Genomic DNA, 17039 nt, shown 5'->3' on the forward strand with positions numbered 1-17039 from the left:
TCGTGGTCAGTCAGCCAAACCGCACCCGAGATGCGCATGACAAGGACGCACGTCCTCCCATGGTCATCGACGGCCCGTCGCCGGCCCTCCCCGATTCCACTCGCTCACCCGTCAGCCGAAGAACCGCTGCAACTCACGACCTGACGTCTCCTGGGCGATGCTAGGAGGTCGGTGGCAGACGGCACTGGCGGTGGCCAGAACCGCGACGCCCTCCTCGAGTTCGGTGACGGCGAGCCGGGCCGCGAGCACCAGTTCGTCGGGCGCGGCGGTGGGGGCCGGGCAGGCGTGTGCGGACGGCAGCGCGGCGTGCGCGAGGACCGGCTGCGGCAGTTCTGAGTCGGCGTGGCTACGGTCGAGCGCTGGCACGCCGTCCGACTCCCCCTGCCGGGCATGCACAGGCTGGTCGCCACCACCAGGTGGAGCACAGGGGTGCTCGTCTCCTGCTGCCGGGAGCTGCGGCCGGAAGGCATCGCTTGCTGGGCGGTGCGGGTCAGTGCGTCAGGTGTCGGCCTGTGCCATCGGCTCGTGGCCGGTGGCAGCGTGGTCGCTGGACTGCGGGGCCCGGTGGGAAGGTCGCAGGAGCGTGGCCACGGCGACAGCGGCCAGGGCTGCGGCCGTGGCACCACCGAGGAGGGCCAGGTGCATGCCGTCGATGAAGGCCCCGCGTGCCTGTTCGGCGACGGGGCCGCCGATGGCGTGGGCGGCGGCCAGTGAGGACCGGGCGGCTTGGGCCACGGGTTGCGGGACATGAGCGAGATCGAGGTGGCTGCGGTAGGAAGCGCTGAGCATGCTGCCGAGGACGGCGATGCCCAGGGCGCCGCCGAGTTCGCGGGAGAGGTCGTTCACAGCCGACCCGACGCTTTGCAGGGAGCGCGGCAGGGCGTCGGTGATAGCCGTGGTCGCGGGCGTCATGGCCAGTCCCATTCCTGCGCCGAGCAGGAACAGTCCGGCTGCGATGAGCCAGTAGGAGCTTGTCGCGTCGACTTGGGCCAGCACGCCCATCGCAGCAGCGACAGCCACCAGCCCGAGGGTCCAGGGGGCCCGGAGGCCGAAGCGTGTCACCAGCCGCGGCGTCAGCCGGGAGGCCGGCATCATGGCCAGAGCCATGGGGATCATCGAGGTGGCTGCCATGAGGGCGCTGTCTGCCCGCACCAGTTGCAGGTACTGCATGGTGACGAAGATGAAGCCGAAGAACACGAAGAACTGCAGCGTGATCGACAGCGAGCCCGCGGTGAAGTGGCGGTTGCGGAACAGGCGCGGGTCCAGCAGCGGGTGTTGCCGGCGCAGCTCGAAGAACACGAATGCGGTCAGCACGCCGAGGCCGAGCCCGATGCCGCCCAGCGTGAGCGGATCGCCCCATCCGCGCGTCGGTGCCTCGATGACGGAGTACACCAGGGCGACCAGCCCTGCGACGGACAGCAGCGCACCCGCCGCATCCAGTCGCGGCTGGTCCGCCTCGGCCGACTCCGGCACGCAACGCAGCGTTCCTATGAACGCCGCGGCGGCCAGGGCCACGTTCAGCCAGAACGCCGAGCGCCATGACCACTCTTCCAGCAGCGCTCCGGTGGCGAAGACTCCGACCAGTGCGCTGGCACCGGCCACGGCGGCCCACACGCTCACCGCGCGAGCGCGCTGGGCGGGAGGAAACGTGCTGGTGATGGTGGACAAGGTGGCCGGCATGACCAGCGCCGCACCCACGCCGAGCACTCCGCGCAGACCGATCAGCGCCGCGGAACTGGAGGTGAAGACGGCCACCGCGGAACCACCCCCGAAGATGGCAAGGCCGGCCAGCAGCGCTTTACGTCGGCCGAACCGGTCGCCGACGGCACCGGCCGGCAGCAGCAGTGAGGCGAAGACGAGACTGTAGGCGTCGATGATCCAGGACAGGTCGGTCTGACTGGCGTGGGTGTCGCGGGCGAGGTCGGGAAGAGCCACATTGAGTGAGGCCATGGCCGCGACCACGGTCCCCAGGGCGAGACAGGTGACGAACAGCACCAGATTCGGGCGCAGCGGCGGTGACCCGGCGGCAGCAGGCGTGGGCACGGTGTTCCTCCTTGTCAGCGGCCCGAAACCGACAGCTCGGGCGACCGGGCCAGAGTTGCCGGTACACCTGGCGTACGACCAACCTGATGAAATGAGCGAGCGCTGATCACAGCGCATTCTTCGTGTCCACATCAAGTGCACGACCTGGCAAGCGAGGTGCTGCATCGAGTCGTTGAGTGTGTGGACGTAGTGAGTCATCGCGGCAGGAGTCTGCAGGCAGCTCGCAGAGGCGCTCTTGCGATGAATTAATGCCCGTGGCGCTCGTGCGAAAGGGTGATGGTGCTGGCCACCACGCTCACCGGCCAGCCACGCCTGAGGGGCGCAGGTGCACATGGGAAGGCACGGTCCGGTCTCCGTCGGTTGCCGTGAGGACGCCCCGATGCGACTCCGCCGCTCTGAGCAGCTAGCTACTATTTCAACCGTGACGAATAGAGCGTCGCAGCGCGGGCGGAGGCCGGGAAAGCCGGACACACGCCGGGTGATCCTGGCCGTTGCCCGCCGGCGGTTCCTGGAAGACGGCTATCACATGGTGACCATGCGCTCGATAGCCCACGAGGCCGGAGTCGACCTGGCCCTGATCAGCTACTACTTCGGCTCAAAGGTAGGGCTCTTCGGCGCTGCCCTCGCTCTGTCCGTGAACCCCGCGGAGCTGGCGGCCCAACTCCTGAACGAGGGCGGCTTGGACACATTCCCCGAACGCGCTCTCAGAGAGCTGATCACCGCATGGGAGGCGCCCGAATCCGGCGCTGCGTTCCTGGCCCTGTTCAAGAACGCAGCCCAAGACGACGCTGTCGCGGCCTTGGTCAGGGAGGCTCTGCAAGGTGAGATCGTGAGCCAGCTCGCAGACGTCCTCGGCGGACGGCATGCACGCAAGCGCGCTGCTGCTTGCGTGGCTGTACTGGCAGGGCTGATCTCCACGCGCTACCTGATCAAGCTGGAGCCGATCAGCTCCATGGACCCTGAGGAACTGATACGCCTTTTCAGTCCTCAGCTACGCCTGGCCATAGGGCTGCCGTCGCGCATACCGCTGACACCGCCTACCCACCCCTAGCCTGAAACCGATGACTGCAACACGTGAATGAGGCACGGGCCGAGTCGGCGGCCGGCGTTTGCCGCGCCTTGGTCCTGATCTGCGGCGGCCGAACTCGAACTCCATCTCGTCGCGGATCGGCAGGTCGAGGATTACTTCCGCACCGAGGTCGGCAAGCAGTGGGTAGAGCTGGACGGCGACCTGCTGCCCAGCCCGTTGCCGCCGAAGGGCGAGCGTCTGGAGGGCAAGTCGGCCAGCTCCATGTCCGCGTGCACGCCCCATGCCGCGCCATGGCCTTGCCCCCCTTGCGCGCTCCCGAGAGCGTCGGCGACACAGGCCGCCGTGCGCATGACCTTGGGCAAGGGCAGTCGCCCGCCTTCCACCACCACATTGAGCGGCTTTCCTCGAAGCAGCTCCATCACCAGGTAGGCGTACTGCCGGCCGTTCTGCAGCGCGGAGCCGAAGTCGTGCACGGTGACGATGTTCGGGTGAGACAGACCGCCAGCCACCGCAGCCTCGCGGGCGAACCGAGCCACCTGCCATTCGTTGTCCGCGCTGCCGTCACCGGTGAGGACCTTGACCGCCACCAACCGGTCGACCTTGGGGTCGTGCGCCTTCCAGACCTGGCCGAACGCACCCGCACCGATGGGCTCGATCAGCCGGTAGCGCCCGTCCAGCACGGCCCCTGCTTGCACGACTCCCCCTCTTCCAGCAGCCACCGCGACAGCAGCGCACGGTGTACCAGGCGTGTACCCGTCACGCTAGGCCGTGACAACCACCCCCGCCGGGCCTGCCCTCTGATCACTCAGGCAGATCGGCTTCGGTTGCACGGCGGAAGACGTCCCCACACGTGGGACACGGGAACAGCGGGCGTTCGACGAGAACGATCAGCGCGTGACGTACTTCTCTGCTCAGCTGGAAGAGCCGGCGGCTGGCCTGTCCGCCTTCATAGGCGGACAGCCGGAAGAGATGGACGGCCTGTTCGTCGCGTACATCGGCGAACCTGTCCGGGAGCCCAACGAGCAGTTCGAAGTCACGCTTGCCGGTCGCCGCGTCAGCCACCGTCCTCAGAGGCAGAGCGTCGAGCTGTGCGGCCGGCACCGAGGCGTCGATGGCGACGGCATGGGTGGCCAGGGCTGCGAAGATCTCTATCAGCCGCTCGCCCACCGCAGTGTCGATGCCCCAGGTCCGCAGGTTTTCGTGCCGGTCAGCCTGCCGCCCTGGATCCTGGTCCGCCAGTGGCAGCAGGACACGACCCAGGTGAGCGCAGCGACGCCATAGCGTGTCGGGATCCGAGGTCACAGTGGTTCCTCTCTCCGGCGAGTGGAACACCCGCAGCCGAGTGGCAACTGACCTACACAGCCGTCCAAGGCTCTCCTACGCGCAGGGCACGTACAAGACGGGACTGTGCGCTGTGCCCGAGCCGTGGGACCCGCCCGAACTCACCAGGGTCCCCACCGTGCTGGTGCGCCAGGCTACCTTCGGGTCGCCGGGACGGTTCACACAGGTTGCTGCTGCGGTCGACGACCGGAGCGGCGGCGCACACTTGAACTGCCGCGCGGTCCCAGCCGTCATCCACAGGTTCGAGAAGTCGTTGTAGAACTCCAGGTCCACCTCGCTGGTACGGGCCACAGGACCGCCCGAGCAGGTCTTGAGGCCCCCCGGTGCGGGTCATCCGGGAGCCGCTGTGAAGAGGCTGTCAGGCGGAGGGGCGCCGCCTAGTGCCGCCGCCGCTGCCGTTCAGTGGAATCAGGCTCTCCAGGTGAGCGCCTTTGACCCAGGAGCCCAGCAGGTCGCGGTGCAGGGCCACGATGTCCTGGCGCAGCGCCAGGCCCAGCGCGTCCCTCGTGAACGCTCGGCAGGTGGTGACGAACAGGGCGACGTCCGCGCCGTGCTCGAGGCGGGCGGTGCCGACGAACTTCTGCATGTCCTGCGAGGACACGCTCCGGTGCGCTGCGTACTTCTTGCACTGGATGACCAGCTTGCGGCCGTCGGCCAGGTAGCCGACGACGTCCGCGCCCAGGTCGCCGCTCTTGCCGCTGACGACGACCTCTCTGCAGCCGTCCCGCCGGCACAGCTCCGCGATGTACGTCTCGAACTCCTGCCACGTCAGGGCATCGACCTGGGCCATGGACAACTCGCGCGCCCGGGCCTCCTCCTGTGCCCGCCACGCCCTGTTCCGGCCGACCGCCTGGCGGTGCGCTCGCAGCAGCGCCCAGCTGGCCCCGCCCACCGCGGCCGCGGCAAGCACCGTCACCAGGACGGGCCACACCGTCGACCAGTTCGCGGCCACCCACACCACGGCGACCCCGGCCGCCACCGCGCTCCAGACCTGCAGCTGCCTGCGGGTCTGCTTCTTCATGCGCCGACGCCGTCGACGTGCCGCCATCACTCCCCCGCTCCCCAGGTCCGTGAATCGCAGTGCGCCACCGGAGCCCGACGGGTGCGGCAGCTCATCGGCCGGCCTGCGTGACGCCGCTCGCCACCTGCCCCGGGACGTTCACGATCCCCTCACCGACCGGGGTGGGTGCGATAAGGACACCCGACGCCAGAACGATGACGACGGTCAGCTTCTCGTCGAAGCGGCTGCGGGCCTCCGTACGCCGCCGCAGTCGCCAGATGACGATGACTACGAGCAGCACCGCCACGTTGATGGTCACCAACCGCCCCGGCCTCCCCACCGACTGGCATTCACCCCAGGGACGGCTGTATGTCGCCGTCAGCCTTCTTGTGTAGCGGCGCCTTGGTGATGTTGGAGGCGGGTTGCCGACGAATGGCACAAAGCCATCGGACCTGGCCGAATACCGCGCGGCCTGTCGCCGCGTCCAGCTTGCTGTGGCCAGGCGGGAGGCGCTCTTTCACCACCCGGATCGGGAAAGCGCAAGGGCCGCCCGGCTTCCCGGGCGGCCCTTGTCTGGGTCTGATCCCTGGGGGTATGGCCTGCCCACTTTCGAGGGCTACCAGGGACGATTCCAGGGTCTTCGCCGCCCAGCGTACCTACGAGTGCTCCACCATGCCCATCACGCGGGTTGCCACTCAATGACACCGTCACGGGCGACGCTGATGCTGTTGCCGTGGTGCCAGTCGTGAACGACGGCCACCCCCGGACGCGTGCTGTCCACCCCTGTCACTCGTTGGCCAGGCCATGAGCGACTTCGAGCAGTGGAGGACCGCCGGCGCGGTGACGCCCGGCCCCGGCGAGGAACGCCTCGACCAGCTGCGTGAGGGCGACGGGATCGACGGCCTGGACGACAACGAACAGGCGGCGTGGGTGCTGCGCGTCATCGTCGACTACACCCGCGAGCCCCTGGGCTGGCAGGCGGGCGTCCTGGTCCGACGCGCCGGCCCGGAGTGCGCCGGCCCCGCCACCAGCGTCGGCCGCCTCAACGAGGCCCCTGAATCCCAGCTCGAACAAATGGCCGGTAGCTAGGGCGAATCGGGCGTGACGCCCCGACCATCGTATGTCGACCTGCGGAACAACCCCAGGGCCCAGGTCTGAGCTAGGACTCCACGGCCAACGACACGGTCGTCGCCGTCAAGGACCAAGCGCAGGCCCTCGCCGACACCACCCGCAGGCCGGTGAAGGTGCCGCGGGCACGAACGGCGGAGTCGGATCGGCGGACGCCGTGGCGGTGCCGGTCTTCACGGGGGCGGGCGCCACGTGCAGCGTGCGGACGTTCGCGCCGCGCACCTTCTCGTCGGCGGCCGCAACCAGCTTCGGCGCGCTCCAGCGCTGCTTCGTGCCCCAGGTGTCCGCCCCGTGCCAAGGCCGCTGGCCGGGCGCACCGCAAACTGGTCCCTGGCCTGAGGAGAACGCCATCGATCTACCAGCCGACCGGGTCACGATCGTGGAAGCTGCCTGCTGGCACATCAGCGTTGAACCCCTCAAGCTGCTGCGCCAGTGGAAAGAGCGCTATCCCAGGGCCATCCCCAGCAGACCCACGCACTCCGCCTGCAGCGTGCAGGCACTCACAGGTCGAACTTCAGGTGCAGGACGTCCGTGAAGCGGACCTCTTCCAGACTGCCGGCACGGCGGCCGCCGTCCTGGAAGTACACCTCCTTGAGTCCTTCGGCCACGATCTCCTGGAGCCGCTGGTCGGTGGCGCCGGCCTTTTGGGCCTCGAAGAGACGAGCGGCGAAGTGGGGCGGCAGCGCAACGGTCAGGTGCCGGACACGGTCCTCATCCGTCGACCCGATCGGCGCGGTGTAGCCCATGCGGGCCCGGGTGTCGATGACGATGCCACCGCTTCTTCACCTCGTGCTCCAAGCGCGGCGAGTGCACGGCGCGGCTTCTTGATCTGGTCCTTCACGTACCGCTCGACGGTGCGCTGGGAGACCCGCGGCATCTGGGTGACCGCCTTCGTGCCCTTGAGCTATTTGACCAGGTATCGCATCTGCGCACCGCCCGACTTCGGCGCCGGGCGGGTGAACGCCTTCTGCACCACAGCCTCCAGGCCGTCCCCGAACAGGCTCATCGCGGCCTACTCCTACTCTCCGTTGTCGACGTCGGTGACGGTGCCGTCCTTGATGTACCGGGCGAGGTTGTGCGGCGCGTTGAACCGCTCGCGGACCCTCCTCGCCCCACAGGACGTCCTCAGTGCCCTCGTGCTTGACCAGGCCGGGTTGATGCCGAGCTTGAAGCCGCAGGGCAGCGGCTTGCCGTCCTAGTACGGCAGGAAGTCAAGCGGGCTCGGACCGTTGGCCGCGTAGACCACGCAGTCGGACAGGACCGCCACTGGGTACGCGTCCTGCACGAGACCGCTGCTTTGGTGAACCACGTCGTCGGTCCGATGAGTCTCGGCACCTTAATCATCGGTCCGCGAGAGCATGTCGTGGCCATCGCCGAACTCGACGACACGGCAACGGCGGAACTCGGCCCCTTGCTGCGCGATACCGCTCGTGTCGTGGACACGCTGTGCCGGCCCGAGCAGACCTACGTCTGCATGTGGTAACACGGCCGCGACGCACGCAAGCACCTGCACATCGCGGTCCAGCCCTGCTGTGGCGGGCTGCGCTCCGAGCAGCTCCAGGCTCGGATGCGCCACTCTCGAACAGATTAGAACACCACCAGGTGCGGGTTACTGTCAGCACTGCGGGCGGCACTGCACGCACGCAGACGACATCAGCGAGGCGATCCGAACCCTGACGAACCAGCTTGCCAGCCGTTAGCGATCCGAGCAGTAGGCGCGGCTGCTGGAACGCTGGGCGGACGCCGCCTGCCCCGGAGGCAACGACTGCTGGGCATCGGCTGCTTGACCACATGGGTGCGCCCCGCTCCGGTTTTCCACGCCGGGACGGGGCGCTTCACATGCGTCCGAGCGCATCGGCAGCTTGGACACCACCACCGTACGGCCGGGGACTGACAACGCCCTCCGGCCGGCCGAACGCCAGCGGCGCCACCTTCACGTGGGGCCGGCCCACCGCAGCCCCGGCAGGACGGCTACCCCGGCACCGAGCTGCCTGAGGCGGCTGAGACGTCAGTCACCCCACCGCAGCCGCGCCCGCAAGGGAAGGGGCGCCTCACGGGCGGTAAGGACCCTGAGCGAGTGGTGTGTTGGTGCCGTGAGTTCGGTGTCGACGTCGGGGGAGCAGTCCTCCATCGACTTGATCGACGCGGGCTCCTGGGAGGACTCGCGTTTCGGCGACAGACACTTCATGTTCTGGGAGGCCCCCGGGGCGACCCGTCTCAAAGGCAGCCGCGACCTCGGTCGTCGGCGGAATGGTCCGGGTGGACCCCGCATACACTCCGGCCCACCTCCGCGGCCGCGGTTACGCCGGAGCCGTGACGGTCGAGGTGAGCAGGGCCGCACTGGCGGCAGGGGCGACGGACATCGTCCTGTTCACGGACCCGGACAACCCCACCAGCAACGCATTGGGGTCCACGTCGCCGACTTCGCCGGATACGAATTCTCCTACGACGCACCACAAGCCGGGTGAAAGTCTTGATCGACCCGCACGCACCTCCCCGCCGAGAAGCGGCTGACGAAAACGGCGGCGCGCACGCTGATCAGCCTTCTGATGGCGAAACTCAGTCCTGCCCACCATCGTCCTCGTCATTCGTGTGTGGGTCACGCATCTGCCGCAGGCCCGGCGCGGCCGGCCGGCCGGCCGAGTGAAGGCATAGCGGCCGGCGAAGTTGACGTAGTCGTACTGGAGCGGGGACAGGCGGGTGAGCAGCTCGTCGGTGACGGGGAGCCGGTCAGCGGCAAGCTGCTTGACGGCGGCGTCGATATAGAGGCTGGTGCAGAGCGCATCCGGGGCAAACGGGTGAGCAGGCCGTATTCATGCAGGCAGTGCACTTGCAGTCACTTCCGTGACAGTGCGCCCCGTCACCCCGGAGAGAGGTTGTCCAAGGCATCGGCGGCCAACTGGTCCGCGTCGTCGATCGCGGCGGTGAGCTCGTCCGGGCTGGCGCCGAGTGCGTTGAACAGGGCGTGGGCGCGTGCGGAGAAGTTGGCCGGAGCGGTTGGAAGTTGCCCCACCGCTTGGACAGCGCCTTTCTCGTTGAGCACCCAACACCCGGCCTGGGCGTGCAGGGCGTGCACGAGGAGTCCCACCACGCGGAATAGGCAACCGGCGATGTAGAAGGCGTCGCCCCGGGTCACCCCTTTGCGGGCGATGGACAATGTGAACGGCACTTCCCATCGCGCGTTGGCGACCAGCGACTCACGTAGCGGCTGCGGGTATGAGGTCTGGATCTGCTCCTTCAAAGCGGCCAGTTCACCGGTGGGGTCTGCGAGGACGCGTCCGAGGGCCACCTCACCGGCGTAGGCGTGCGAGTAGACCCCGAGCGGGTGGCCTGCCTGGGTGCCTACTTCGAAGTGCCCGGCCTGACACTGCCGCCAGATCCGGTGCACGCGGTCCAGGTCGCGGTAGATCCAGTCGATGTGCACACTCTCGACGGTCAGCCAGCCACCGCCGTCGACCCAGGGACCCCACCCGCCCGGCTCGGTCACCTCGGCTGCGCCGCCGGTCAGCTCGGTGGCGAGCAGGCGGAGGGCGGCGGTGTCCAGCGGAGGGCGGTAGTAGAGGCCAAGATCGAAGTCTGAGTCGGGCCTATGGGTGCCGCCTGCCCGGCTACCGCCGAGGCAGACTGCGACGACGCCGTCGACGCCGGCCAGCCGATTCGCGATCTTCGTTACTTGGTCCACTGGGTGGAGTCTGCCGAACGGGATCGGTCCTGGCGACTGGATTACCGCTGACGGCTTGCGCCAGGGCTGAGGCGGCGTCGCAGCTCGAGGTTCTCGCTCTAGGAGGCTTCCAGGGCCCGCTTCAGGGCTTGAACCTCGTCTTTGCCGTAAGCGGACCCGGCATAGGCCGAACTCGCCGTACTCGGCTCCGTGCGGGTTGCGGCCGAAGTCGGCGGCGTCCAAGGTCGCCCCAGCCGCCGGCGGCAGCGTCCTCGCCCAGTTCGACGACATCCTCGCCGCGGCCGCGCCCGAACTCACCGGTCATGTGCAGGCCGTGGGCTTCGACGCGGACACCGGCCGCCTGGACGTCGCCCCCGACGCCCCCGCCTACGGCACGAAGCTGCGCTGGAGCGCGCCGAAGCTGGTCGCGGCCGCCAACGAGAAGGTGCGCGGCGCGAACGTCCGCACGCTGCACGTCCTGGCGCCCGCACCCGTGAAGGCCGGCCCCGCCACGGCGGCCGCCGCCCCGGCCCCGCAGCCGGCCGCGCCCGCCGTGCCGTTGGAGCGCCGGACGCCGCCGGAGGGATACCGCCGTGCGATCGAGGCGCACCGCCAGGCCGCCCAGCACGCCCTGGTCCTCGGGCGGGGCAGCCTGTCCCCGCCCGGGAGCTGCCCGCCGTTCCCCACCAGGCCGTGCTTGCGCAGGTCGGACAGCGCACCCGTGTGGGAGGCGGTGCGGGCCTGCTTCCGTTTCGACGGGGTCGGCTTGCCGCTGTGCCGGTAACTCAGGTGCAGGGCTGCGATCTGCTGGATCTGTTCGACCGTCGCAGTTCTACGGCAACGGCCACAACCTGCACCCCTCCCGGTTCGCCACGGCCTGAGAGATCCTGGGACCGACCGACGCGGTGCGCAGCTGAGCGGAGCCGCAGCCGGGATGGCGGGTCGGCAGCCCGTCCGGACCACCGACGCCCGGTAAGTGACCCTGGTGTACCGCCGGGGGATGGGTGGGCCGTCGGCTTCCGAGCGGCAGCACCGGCCCGGACGCCGGCCGGCACCGGCAATGCGCCATGTCGGTACCGGGCCTCGGGCGCGGATCACCGGGCAGAGAGTTCTGACCGCTGCAAGGGCTGGGATCAGGCGTGCGGTTATCCATTCGCAGAGACGAAGGTGCTGCGTGTGTTCCGCCGATACAACAGCGAAGGCAGGATCACGGGTGGCACGATCGTCCGGCAGCCTTCGCCGGCCCCGAAGTCGCGCTCTTGCACGTACGGGCGGTGGGGTACGGCTGCTTCCATGACCGCACAGGTTCGCCGATCTGTTCGTTTGTGGCTCCAGGGGGTGCCCGTCCCGGCTGATGCCTGTCCCGGTGTCGATACCGATTTCGTTCTACGCCTGCGCAGGGGTGCGAACCGTTCGTCGTGACGTGCACTCTTCCGTTCGCGCACCGAGATCCGTGCGGCGGTGTCCGGCAGGCCGCGTCGGACGGCCTGCATGTCGATGTGTAGGGCGCGCGCCGGGCGCGGCACGGCCGTGCCCGGCGGTGTCGGCTTCTGCGACAGCGTCGTCGAGCAGCTGCCGCAGTGCCGGTCGACCGTGGGTGTGCGCGGCGGCAGGAACGCGGAACCCGGGACCGCGGACGTCGAGCCGGCAGCGGGCGTCGTCGAGCTCCGCCGCCGTTCCCCTGGAGCGGCGGCGTCGAGAGGCTCAGTATCCGACGGTGAAGCGCGTGCGGTGGTGCCTGGGGTGTTCCGCCTCGTCCAGTACGGCCACGGCGAGGTCTTCCATGGAGATGGTGGAGTTGCCGTCGGCGTCCACCAGGAGTTCGTCGGTGCCGACCCGGTAGGTGCCGGTGCGTTTGCCCGGTTCCAGGACGGCGGCCGGGCTGAGGTAGGCCCAGTCGACGTGCCCATCGGCCTGGCAGACCGCCAGTTGTTCGTTGCAGGCCAGGGCGATCGGCCGCCAGTCGGCTGGGAAGCCCGGGTCTTGCACTACCGTGCGTTCCCCTTGGCCCGGCAGGCGGAGGCTCCCGGCGCCTCCGAGCAGAATCAGCCGGACGCCGGTGCGGGAGAGGCCGGCCAGCAAGGCGCGGGCGGTGTCCGGGAGGTCCTGTTCCTGTCCGGGCGTCGGCCGGGTGGTGCTGATCACCAGGTCCTGCCCGCTGCTCAGCGCGGTGACGGTGTCGGGGTCCAGGGCGTCCCCGACGACGTGTCGGGCGCCGGGATGGAGGGCCGTGAAGCGGGTCGCGTCGCGGGCGACGGCGGTGACCTGGTGGTTGCGGTCGATGGCTTCGGCGACGATCCGGCTGCCGGCGGCTCCGCCGGCTCCGAAGACGGTGATGCGCATGATGCGGTTCTCCTCAGTGGATTCGGATCTGGCCGGCCGGGACCGGGGGTGCGGGGCGCCCGGCCGGTGCACGGGACGGGGCGGGACGGGAGGGGTGAAGCTGGGCGAGTGTCACCGCGGCCAGGGTGAGTGCGCCGCCCAGCAGCTGCGGCACGGTGAGCTGTTGTCCCAGGGCGATCCACCCGAGACTGGCGGCGACCAGGGGGCTGAGCAGGCCGAGGAAGGTGACCTTGGTCGGGGAGAGTGTGCTGATGCCGCGGAACCACAGGGTGTAGGCGAGCGCGGCGCCGATCACGCTCAGGTAGACATAGCCGATCAGGTTCTCGGTGCTCAGAGTGGCCGGCGGGGGTCCTTCGACGAACAGGGCCACCGGCAGCAGGAGCAGACCGCCGGCGACCAGTTGCCATCCGGTGGTCGCCAGCAGCGGAGCCGGGGAGGTCCAGCGCTTGCTGAGGACGACTCCGCTCGCCATGACGACCGCTCCACCCAGGGCGGCGGCGATCCCGAGGGCGTCCAGGCGGGCGTCGGCGCGGAGCACCAGCATGGCGACGCCCGCGATGCCTGTCACGCAGACCAGCAGGGTCCGCAGGGTCAGGCGCTGGCCGAGCAGGGCGGCGGACAGGCCCGCCACCAGCAGGGGCTGGACGGACCCGACGGTGGCGGCGACTCCACCCGGCAGTCGGTAGGCGGCGATGAAGAGCAGGGCGAAGAAGGCTCCGATGTTCAACGCGCCGAGGACCAGGGACTTCCACCACCAGTCGCCCCGCGGCAGTCGCCGGGTGATGAGCAGCAGGAGCAGCCCGGCGGGCAGGGCCCGCAGCACCGCGGCCAGCAAGGGCCGTTCCGGTGGCAGGAGTTGGGTGGTGACGAGGTAGGTGGAGCCCCAGATGGCCGGGGCCAGGGCGGTGAGCCAGGTGGCTGTCCGCATGCCCGGTGCTGACGGCAGGGCAGGGGTGTTCATGGTCTTCTCCTGGTCGCGGGAGACAAAAAAAGGGGGGCGCCGGGGACGAGATGCCGAGGCGGCGCAGGCGGAGTACCGGACGGGGCGCAGGCGGGGTCCTTGAGATGGCAGGGGGCCGGGTGCCTGGGGTGGGGGGCATGCGTGGGCCCGGGGGGCGGCTGCGGAGGTGAGCTGGTTCCCGGTCGGCGTCCCGGCGGCGGTGCGCGCACTTCAGGTGAACAGGGCGGGCGCGGTTTGCTCGTTGTCAGTCTGCGGCGCGGCTGGCTTCCTCCCAGGAGGCCCAGATCGCTTTGCGGCTGTCGGCGGCCTGCTGGGCGACGTCATACATGGCGCTGCCGAGGATCAGCCGCAACGGCGGATCGTCGCTGCCGGCGAGGGTGAGCAGGGCCTTTGCTGCTCCGGCCGGGTCGGCGTCCTCGGCGTCGCCCCACATCTGGGCGAGCGCGGTGTGGAGGGGTTCGTAGGCCGGGTGGGCGGGTTCGGTGCGCATGGACGTGTACAGGCCGGTGGTGTATCCGCCGGGTTCGACGATGCTGACCTTGATGCCGAACGGTGCGACCTCCTGGGCGAGTGCCTCGGACATTCCCTCCAGCGCCCACTTGCTGGCGCTGTACAGCCCGGTGGTTGCGAAACCGATGACGCCGCCGATGCTGCTCATCTGTATGAGTCGACCTCCGCCCTGGCGGCGCAGGTGGGGCAGGACGGCCTGGGTGACCCAGAGCGCGCCGAGGAAGTTGGTCTCCAGCTGGGCGCGGGCGCCGGTCTCGGTGAATTCCTCGACGGTGCCGCTGCCCATGATGCCGGCGTTGTTGACGACCACGTCGAGCCGGCCGTGCGTCTGGGTGGCTTGGTCCACGGCGGCGAACACCGCGCTACGGTCGGTGACGTCGAGGGGCAGGGCGTCAAGCCGTCCGGGGTGCTCGGCGACCAGCGCGGTGAGCGGCTCGATCCGGCGGGCCGCCCCGATGACCCGGTCGCCGGCGGCCAGGGCGGCGCGGGTGAGGGCGAGGCCGATGCCGCTGGAGGCGCCGGTGACGAACCAGAGGCGGTCCGAGGTGGTGGTGAGGGTCATGGAATCTCCCAAATCGGCTGGGACGACTCGTCTCAAGCCGTGTGCGTGTGCGTGCGCGTGTGCCAGGGCCTCGGCTGCGCCGGGGCCCGTGCGGCTGCAGGTTGCGCTTCGCGTGATGTCCGGTCTGCTCAGCGCGGGTGCCGGGCGCGGACAACGGCGTGGCCACGGCCACGGGGGGGGTCGCCGTGCTGACCGGGGCGGTCATGGCGAACGCCGGCGTCGGGGTGCGTGGCAGGTGGGACATGTCCTTGTCCTGGGGGGCGAAGGCGGTCAACTTGCGTGCGGACCAACCCTGCAACGCGGTGGGGACGTCAACAAGGTGACATAGTGGAACGCTTGTTTAGCCAGGCTCAATGATCGGGGGGAACAGTGCTGGAGCGGCTGGAACTGGAGGCGTTCTTGACGCTGGCCGAGGAGTTGCACTTCGGCCGCACCGCCGAACGCCTGCACCTGACGACCGGCCGGATCAGCCAGACCATCAAGAAGCTGGAACGCCGCGTGGGGACAGCGCTGTTCGAACGCACCAGCCGCCAGGTCCGCCTCACCGCGGCCGGGCGGCAGCTTCACGACGATCTTCTTCCGGCCTGCCGTCAGATCGAGGCCGCGCTGGAGAGCGCGGTCAACGCCGCGCGGGGTGTCGACAGCGTCCTGCGTGTCGGCTTCGTCGGCGCCGCCTCGGGCCAGCTCGTCTTCGAGACCGCCCAGTTGTACGCCCGGCGCAACCCCGGCTCCCGCATCCTGCCCAGGGAACTGCAGATCATCGACGCGTTCCCCCGGCTGCACGACGGGGACGTGGAGGTGCTGATCGTCTCCCTGCCCCACCAGGAACCGGGGATGGTCAACGGCCCGGTCCTGTTCAGCGAACCCCGGATGCTGGCGGTGTCCTCCCGTCACCCCCTAGCCAGCCGCAAGACCGTGTCCCTGGAGGATCTCGCCGAGGTCAGGCTTTTGCAGGCGGCCCGGACAGTTCCCGACTACTGGCGCACAGCACGCACACCCCTGCTGACCCCCGTCGGCAAGCCCATCGAACGCGGTCCCGAGTTCGGGACCTTCCACGAGGCACTGCTCCTGATCGGTGCCGGCCAGGGCGCCTTCGTGGTGGGCGCCCAGGCCGTCCGCTACTACTCCCGCTCCGACGTCACCTACATCCCGTTCAGCGACGCACCGCCCCTGGAGTGGATCTCCACCTGGCTCGCCTCCCCCACCCCGGCCACCACAGCCCGCATCCTCTCCTTCAACAGGGCAGCCCAAGACGTCGTCACCCGCATCCGCTGACCGCCGCCACCGACATCTCCCCGCTTGACAGGACGGTCCCCTGACGCCGCTCATCCGCCCGTCACCGAGGTCAGCAGGTGCTCGGTGCGGTCCGGCCGGCGAAGCGGTCCGCGAGCCAGGGCAGACCCTCGGCGCTGGTGGCGTCGGTCGCGGCGATGTGGCCCGGGATGTGGTTCCCGGAGAACCTCACCGTCGCGCCCCGGCGGCACCAGACGGCGGCCAGGTTCCTGCCGACCTGCTGGGGGAAGACATCGTCCAGAGCGCTGTGGGAGAGCAGGACGGGCACCCTGGGCTTGCGTCTGCCGAGCTGCTGTTCGGCCACGATCCTGTCCCAGGGGGCGCGCTGGGGGCGCACGGTCAGCGGGTGCCCGTCCACGGTCAGCAGACGCGAGTTCAAGAAGGGGTACTTGGCCAGGGCCTAAGTGGTGCACAGGTGGTCGCGCCACACCGGGGGCGGTGGGACGGCACCGGACCGTGGCCAACGAGCGCCACCACCGGTTCGGTTGATCTCCAGAGCCGGGCTCGCGCATGCCGCGGCAACAGAGCACGCACGAGGCCCGAGGGTCCTGTGGCCTTCACGACCTGGCCAGCCACCCTCCACCTCGCCCGCCTCGCACCCGCGGGCCACGACCAGCTCCGCCATCACCTGACCGCCCGCTGAACACCACACGCCCCGGCCCCGACAACTCCCCCGCACACCACACCCACAGGCGCCCCCACCAGCCCGGGCACCGTCCGGGGGAACCCGCCAGGGAGGGTGTCCGGCCTCTGCGTCGCGCGCGAGGCAGACGTGCGCAGCGGCCCCGCAGACAGGAGGAGCAGGGTTCCACTGCTGGGTCCACGGGGCCGGTGCATCACTCACGTACCCTACGATGCGCCTGATATGCCCGACCCCTCCCAACCGCTCGCACAAGAAGTTTTGTTACGCGAGTGGGGCCCGGCCGTATTCGGCCGAGCCCCATCACCTCGCGCGTGGCGCGTTCCTCACGCCTGATATGTCTGCCGCCTACCAGCGGTACCAGCGGCCCTTGCGGCCACCGCTGTCCGCGGTGCGGACGACGAAGCCCAGCAGCCACACGACAAGCACGATCACCGCGATCCACCACAACGCCTTCAGCGCGAAACCCGCACCGAAGAGGATCAGAGCCAGCAGAAGAACCAGAAGCAGGGGAACCATCGTTATCA

17 protein-coding genes and 3 pseudogenes are annotated in these 17039 nt (G+C 69.7%); 6 read left to right on the top strand and 14 right to left on the bottom strand.

All coding sequences use genetic code 11. The annotated features are described in order from the left end of the window. Positions 1-111 precede the first annotated feature (111 nt). The gene (locus IE312_RS35065; protein ID WP_189986314.1) at positions 112-366 is read right to left on the bottom strand and encodes a hypothetical protein; all 255 of its coding nucleotides are present in this window, start codon (positions 364-366) and stop codon (positions 112-114) included. A gap of 132 nt (positions 367-498) precedes the next feature. Further along, positions 499-2241, bottom strand: coding sequence for an MFS transporter (locus IE312_RS35070; RefSeq protein ID WP_229900810.1), 1743 nt, complete (start codon positions 2239-2241; stop codon positions 499-501). 280 nt (positions 2242-2521) lie between these two features. Here IE312_RS35070 and IE312_RS35075 point away from each other — a divergent pair, with 280 nt between their 5' ends. Continuing rightward, positions 2522-3094 carry a TetR/AcrR family transcriptional regulator gene (locus IE312_RS35075; protein WP_229900811.1) on the top strand — a complete coding sequence of 191 codons (573 nt, stop codon included), beginning with the start codon at positions 2522-2524 and terminating at the stop codon, positions 3092-3094. A gap of 131 nt (positions 3095-3225) precedes the next feature. Here the strand turns inward: IE312_RS35075 and IE312_RS35080 are convergent, their stop codons facing one another. The 4 genes from IE312_RS35080 to IE312_RS35095 all read right to left on the bottom strand — a co-directional run bounded on the left by IE312_RS35080 (position 3226) and on the right by IE312_RS35095 (position 5736). After that, a complete protein-coding gene (locus IE312_RS35080) occupies positions 3226-3753 on the bottom strand; it encodes a protein kinase domain-containing protein (protein WP_229900812.1) in 528 nt (175 codons plus the stop codon). 121 nt (positions 3754-3874) lie between these two features. After that, entirely contained in the window at positions 3875-4375 is a 501-nt protein-coding gene (locus IE312_RS35085) for a hypothetical protein (RefSeq protein ID WP_189986318.1), read from the bottom strand. A gap of 397 nt (positions 4376-4772) precedes the next feature. Further along, a complete protein-coding gene (locus IE312_RS35090) occupies positions 4773-5435 on the bottom strand; it encodes a restriction endonuclease (protein ID WP_229900813.1) in 663 nt (220 codons plus the stop codon). Positions 5436-5526: 91 nt separating this feature from the next. After that, positions 5527-5736, bottom strand: a complete 210-nt coding sequence (locus tag IE312_RS35095) for a hypothetical protein (protein WP_189986321.1) — start codon at positions 5734-5736, stop codon at positions 5527-5529. A 482-nt stretch (positions 5737-6218) separates the two neighbouring features. On the opposite strand from IE312_RS35095, the gene IE312_RS35100 reads away from it, so the two are divergent. Beyond that, positions 6219-6503 (top strand): hypothetical protein, encoded by a 285-nt coding sequence (locus IE312_RS35100; protein WP_189986322.1) that lies wholly within the window; start codon positions 6219-6221, stop codon positions 6501-6503. A 539-nt stretch (positions 6504-7042) separates the two neighbouring features. Here the strand turns inward: IE312_RS35100 and tpg are convergent. After that, positions 7043-7548: pseudogene (gene tpg / locus IE312_RS35105) on the bottom strand (telomere-protecting terminal protein Tpg). Between the two features lie 12 nt (positions 7549-7560). Then, positions 7561-7815: pseudogene (locus tag IE312_RS43240) on the bottom strand (telomere-associated protein Tap); the annotation flags it as partial. A gap of 27 nt (positions 7816-7842) precedes the next feature. On the opposite strand from IE312_RS43240, the gene IE312_RS43245 reads away from it, so the two are divergent. Further along, positions 7843-8025, top strand: a complete 183-nt coding sequence (locus tag IE312_RS43245) for an HIT family protein (RefSeq protein ID WP_229900814.1) — start codon at positions 7843-7845, stop codon at positions 8023-8025. Positions 8026-8550: 525 nt separating this feature from the next. Next, positions 8551-9010: pseudogene (locus IE312_RS43250) on the top strand (GNAT family N-acetyltransferase); the annotation flags it as partial. Positions 9011-9402: 392 nt separating this feature from the next. Here IE312_RS43250 and IE312_RS35120 read toward each other — a convergent pair. Next, positions 9403-10224, bottom strand: a complete 822-nt coding sequence (locus tag IE312_RS35120) for a nucleotidyltransferase domain-containing protein (RefSeq protein ID WP_229900815.1) — start codon at positions 10222-10224, stop codon at positions 9403-9405. A gap of 196 nt (positions 10225-10420) precedes the next feature. Here IE312_RS35120 and IE312_RS35125 point away from each other — a divergent pair, with 196 nt between their 5' ends. Then, entirely contained in the window at positions 10421-10987 is a 567-nt protein-coding gene (locus IE312_RS35125; protein WP_229900822.1) for a DciA family protein, read from the top strand. A gap of 920 nt (positions 10988-11907) precedes the next feature. Here IE312_RS35125 and IE312_RS35135 read toward each other — a convergent pair. From IE312_RS35135 to IE312_RS35145, 3 genes are all read right to left on the bottom strand, one after another. Further along, positions 11908-12546, bottom strand: a complete 639-nt coding sequence (locus IE312_RS35135; protein ID WP_189986325.1) for an NAD(P)-dependent oxidoreductase — start codon at positions 12544-12546, stop codon at positions 11908-11910. 13 nt (positions 12547-12559) lie between these two features. Beyond that, complete coding sequence (locus IE312_RS35140) at positions 12560-13507, bottom strand: EamA family transporter (RefSeq protein WP_229900816.1); 948 nt, start codon at positions 13505-13507, stop codon at positions 12560-12562. A 244-nt stretch (positions 13508-13751) separates the two neighbouring features. After that, positions 13752-14579, bottom strand: coding sequence for an SDR family NAD(P)-dependent oxidoreductase (locus tag IE312_RS35145; RefSeq protein ID WP_189986327.1), 828 nt, complete (start codon positions 14577-14579; stop codon positions 13752-13754). A gap of 369 nt (positions 14580-14948) precedes the next feature. Between IE312_RS35145 and IE312_RS35150 the strand changes: the two genes are divergently transcribed. Continuing rightward, complete coding sequence (locus tag IE312_RS35150; protein WP_189986329.1) at positions 14949-15854, top strand: LysR family transcriptional regulator; 906 nt, start codon at positions 14949-14951, stop codon at positions 15852-15854. A gap of 70 nt (positions 15855-15924) precedes the next feature. Here the strand turns inward: IE312_RS35150 and IE312_RS43260 are convergent, their stop codons facing one another. Together IE312_RS43260 and IE312_RS35160 are read right to left on the bottom strand one after the other, a co-directional pair. Next, a complete protein-coding gene (locus tag IE312_RS43260; protein WP_229900817.1) occupies positions 15925-16251 on the bottom strand; it encodes a lipase family protein in 327 nt (108 codons plus the stop codon). Positions 16252-16860: 609 nt separating this feature from the next. Beyond that, the gene (locus IE312_RS35160; RefSeq protein ID WP_011113206.1) at positions 16861-17031 is read right to left on the bottom strand and encodes a DUF5670 family protein; all 171 of its coding nucleotides are present in this window, start codon (positions 17029-17031) and stop codon (positions 16861-16863) included. Between the last annotated feature and the right edge of the window lie 8 nt (positions 17032-17039).

Origin of the sequence: Streptomyces capoamus (assembly GCF_014654935.1) — a bacterium.
GTDB classification, from domain to species: domain Bacteria; phylum Actinomycetota; class Actinomycetes; order Streptomycetales; family Streptomycetaceae; genus Streptomyces; species Streptomyces capoamus.